The organism is Streptomyces sp. YS-3 (assembly GCF_045257485.1).
Classification (GTDB): Bacteria; Actinomycetota; Actinomycetes; order Streptomycetales; family Streptomycetaceae; genus Streptomyces.
Map to the genome: position 1 here is coordinate 1 of NZ_JBJHPC010000682.1, position 3,562 is coordinate 3,562.

The window sequence follows — 3,562 nt, forward strand, 5'->3', positions numbered from 1 at the left end:
TCCCCCGCCCGGGTGATCCGCGCCGTCCAGTACAGCCCCGCCGCCTCCAGCACCCCGGCCAGGGCCAGACAGCCCAGACCCGCCGGGGTGTGGAGCAGCACCCGCAACGGACCCGCGCCCATCGCCGTGCCGAGCAGGAGGCCGAGGGCGGGCAGCAGGGCCAGCAGGACGGCCGTGGTGCGCGGCCCGGTCAGCTGGGCCCTCAGCTCCTCCCGTTGGTCCCGCTCGGCCCGCAGCGCCGCCTCCAGGCGCTCCAGCCCGGCCGCCAGGCCCGCGCCCCCGTCGACCGCCACCTGCCAGCACGCGGCCACTCCGGCCAGTCCCTCCGCGCCCGGTTCGCGGGCGGCCTCCCGCAGGGCCCCGGGCACATCGCCGCCGAACCGAGCCGCCGCCAGCACCAGGGGTTCGGCGGCGCCCAGCGCCTCCGAGTCCCGGGTGGCGAGCGTCAGGGCCCGGCCGGGCTGGCGTCCCGCCCGCAGCTCCCCGGCGACCGCGCCGCACCAGGAGACCACCTCGTCGCCCCGGCGCCACTTCGCCCGTTCGCGCTCCCGGGCCCGCAGCCGCCGCCCCACCAGCGGCACCGCCACCGCCCCGGCGGCCAGCGGCAGCAACGAGTCGGCGAGCACCGCCACGGCCACCGCCGCGGGCAGGCACAGCCACTCCGGACGCGCCTTGGCGCGCAACCGCTCCCAGAGCAGCGCCCACGGCGGCTCGTCCGGTTCCACCGCTCCTCCCGCGAGGATCAGCCGCGCCCTGCGCCGCCCCTGCTCGCGTCCCACCGAGAGCCAGGCCGCCGCGAAGGCGCACGCAGCCGCCGCCGAGACCGGGGTGAGGACGGGCGGGCCCGTCGCCGTCCAGGCGGTCACCACGCACCTCCCAGCAGCACCCGCAGCCGTTCCCAGCCGCGCTCCTGGACGAAGCCGCCCAGGCCCCAGCACAGCGCCGGGACGGCCACCACCAGCCCCGCCGCGTCCCGCTCCAGGACCGTGACCTCGGCGACCCGGCGCCGGCCGGTCCTGTCCCGTACGAGATGGAGGACCACCGAGAGCGCCGCCGCCACCTGGCTGTGCAGGGCCGCCCGGTCGAGCCCGGCCGCCGTGCCCAGCGCCTCCAGCCGGGCGGGGACGTCCGCGGCCGTGTTCGCGTGCACCGTGCCGCAGCCGCCCTCGTGGCCGGTGTTGAGCGCCGCCAGGAGGTCGGTGACCTCGGCGCCGCGCACCTCGCCCACGACCAGCCGGTCCGGCCGCATCCGCAGGGCCTGGCGCACCAGGTCCCGCAGGGTCACCAGGCCCGCGCCCTCCTGGTTGGCGGGCCGTGACTCCAGCCGCACCACATGGGGGTGGTCGGGCCGCAGCTCGGCCGAGTCCTCGGCCAGGACGATGCGTTCGCGCTCGCCCACGAGGCCGAGGAGCGTCGACAGCAGGGTCGTCTTGCCGGAGCCCGTGCCGCCGCTCACCAGGAACGAGACGCGGGCCGCGACGAGGGCCCGCAGCACCCCCTCCCCGCCCGGCGGCACCGTCCCGGCGGCGACCAGCTCGTCCAGGGAGAACGCCCTCGGCCGCACCACCCGCAGCGACAGGCAGTCCGCCCCGACCGCGACCGGTGCCAGCACCGCGTGCATCCGGGTCCCGTCGGGAAGTCGGGCGTCCACCCACGGCCGGGCGTCGTCGAGGCGCCGCCCGGCGACCGCCGCGAGCCGCTGGGCCAGTCGGCGCACCGCGGCCGTGTCACTGAAGCGGACCCCGGTGAGCTCCAGTCCGGCGCCCCGGTCCACCCAGACCCGGTCCGGCGCCGACACCAGGACGTCGGTCACCTCGGGGTCCGCGAGCAGCGGCTCCAGCGGGCCCGTCCCGACCAGCTCGGAGCGCAACTCCTCGGCGCCGCCGAGCACTTCCGCGTCGCCGAGCAGCCGCCCCTGGGCCCGCAGCGCCGCCGCGACCCGGGCCGGGGTCGGCTCGGCCCCGCTCTCCGCGAGCTGCCTGCGCACCGCGTCGAGCAGCGGCCTCGGTGCGTCGGCGGCCCGGCCCGGCGCGCCCGGCGGACCGCCGGGAGGCATCCCGCCGCTCCTGCCCGCAATCATGCGTCCCGTACGCGCGCGTCCCGTACTCATGCGACCGCACCTCCCGTCAGCGCCTGCTCCCAGAAGGCCGTGCAGAAGCGGGAGAGGGGGCCGCGGACCTCGCTGCCCGGCGGGGCGCCCTTCTCCTGGGCCTCCAGCAGGCCGTACTCCACCGGGAGTTCACCGGCCAGGGGCAACCCCAGGGCAGCCGCCACCCACTGCTCGTCGAGCCCCGCCGCGTACGGACCGCGCACCACCGCCCGCAGGTCCCGCAGCACCATGCCGACCGAGGAGGCGACCCGGTTGGCCGCCGCCACCGCCCGCAGTTCGGCGGGGACGACCAGGAGCCCCAGGTCGAGCTGGGCGAGAGCCTCCGCCACCGCGTCGTCCACCCGCCTGGGCAGATCGACGACCACCACGCCGCCGCGTCTGCGCGCAGCCGCGAGGACCGCTCGCATCGCCTCCGCGGGGATCGCCACCGAATCGCCCCGGTCCCAACTGAGGACGCGCAGCGCGTGCAGATGCGGCAGCGACTCCTCCAGCGCTCCTCCGGCGACCCGGCCGCGCGAGGCGGCGAAATCCGGCCACCGTCTGCCTTCGGCCTGCTCGCCCCCGAGCAGCACGTCGAGGCCGCCTCCCAAGGGGTCGCCGTCGATGAGCATGGTGCGCCGCCCGGTCCTGGCCGCGGTCACCGCCAGGGCGCAGGCGAGCGTCGAGGCACCGGCCCCGCCCCGTCCGCCGACGACGCCCACGGTGAGCGCCTGGCGGCCCACGCCCTCCGCCGCGTCCGCGATCCGGTCGACGAGCCACTGCTCCGCGTCGGGCAGCCGCAGCACATGGTCGGCGCCGATCTCCACCGCGCGCCGCCACACGCCCGGGTCGTCCTGGTCCCTGCCGACGAGGAGGACTCCGCGCCTTCGCGCGGCGCCGCGCACCCGGGCCGCCGCGTCGTCCCCGACGAGGATCAGCGGTGCGCTCTCCCAGCCGGACCGGCGCTCGGGCACCGAGTGGTGGACCTCCGGTTCGACTCCCGCGGCGGCGCACAGCCGCAGCAGATCGTCGAGCAGCGCCTCGTCCTCGGTCACGATCAGCGGCCCCGGGCGCCTTCCCTGAACACCCGGTGACCGGTCGGACACGAAGGGTCCGTCCATGATCTCCGCCCCCTCTCACTGCGATTCCTGGCATCCGCGGATCTCGCGAACTGGAATCACGGTGGAGCGGTTCCGGAAATCAAGTGGATCTTGGGCGAAAACTGTGGACAACTCGCCGGTTGTGAATATTCCGTTCACCTATACCGGTGACTTCCGGAGCGCACCGGAACCGTTACGCTCGGTGACGAGTCTGGACAGGTGTGAGGGAGGAGCCGACGCGGCCCGAGGGAGGGGAAGGATCGTGCGGGAGGCCCGAAAATGCATCCGGACATGCGACGACCCCCGCCGGGGGGGAGAGCGGGGGTCGTCGCATGTCCGGATGCATTTTCGGGCCTCCCGCACGATCCTTCCC

General features: G+C 76.6%; 3 protein-coding genes. All 3 read right to left on the bottom strand.

What is annotated here, in order from left to right; genetic code table 11:
• Nucleotides 1-866 (bottom strand): type II secretion system F family protein (locus ACJA3G_RS33180; protein WP_406556742.1); only part of this gene is annotated, 866 nt, incomplete at its 3' end.
• Nucleotides 863-2,056, bottom strand: a complete 1,194-nt coding sequence (locus ACJA3G_RS33185; protein WP_406556744.1) for a TadA family conjugal transfer-associated ATPase — start codon at nucleotides 2,054-2,056, stop codon at nucleotides 863-865. The genes ACJA3G_RS33180 and ACJA3G_RS33185, both read right to left, overlap by 4 nt.
• A 50-nt stretch (nucleotides 2,057-2,106) precedes the next feature.
• Nucleotides 2,107-3,210, bottom strand: coding sequence for a septum site-determining protein Ssd (gene ssd / locus ACJA3G_RS33190; protein WP_406556743.1), 1,104 nt, complete (start codon nucleotides 3,208-3,210; stop codon nucleotides 2,107-2,109).
• Nucleotides 3,211-3,562 lie beyond the last annotated feature (352 nt).

Excerpts from the sequence above, each read along its gene's own strand:
- ssd (WP_406556743.1), bottom strand. The coding sequence starts at position 3,210 with ATGGACGGACCCTTCGTGTCCGACCGGTCACCGGGTGTTCAGGGAAGG.
- ACJA3G_RS33185 (WP_406556744.1), bottom strand. The coding sequence starts at position 2,056 with ATGCCTCCCGGCGGTCCGCCGGGCGCGCCGGGCCGGGCCGCCGACGCA.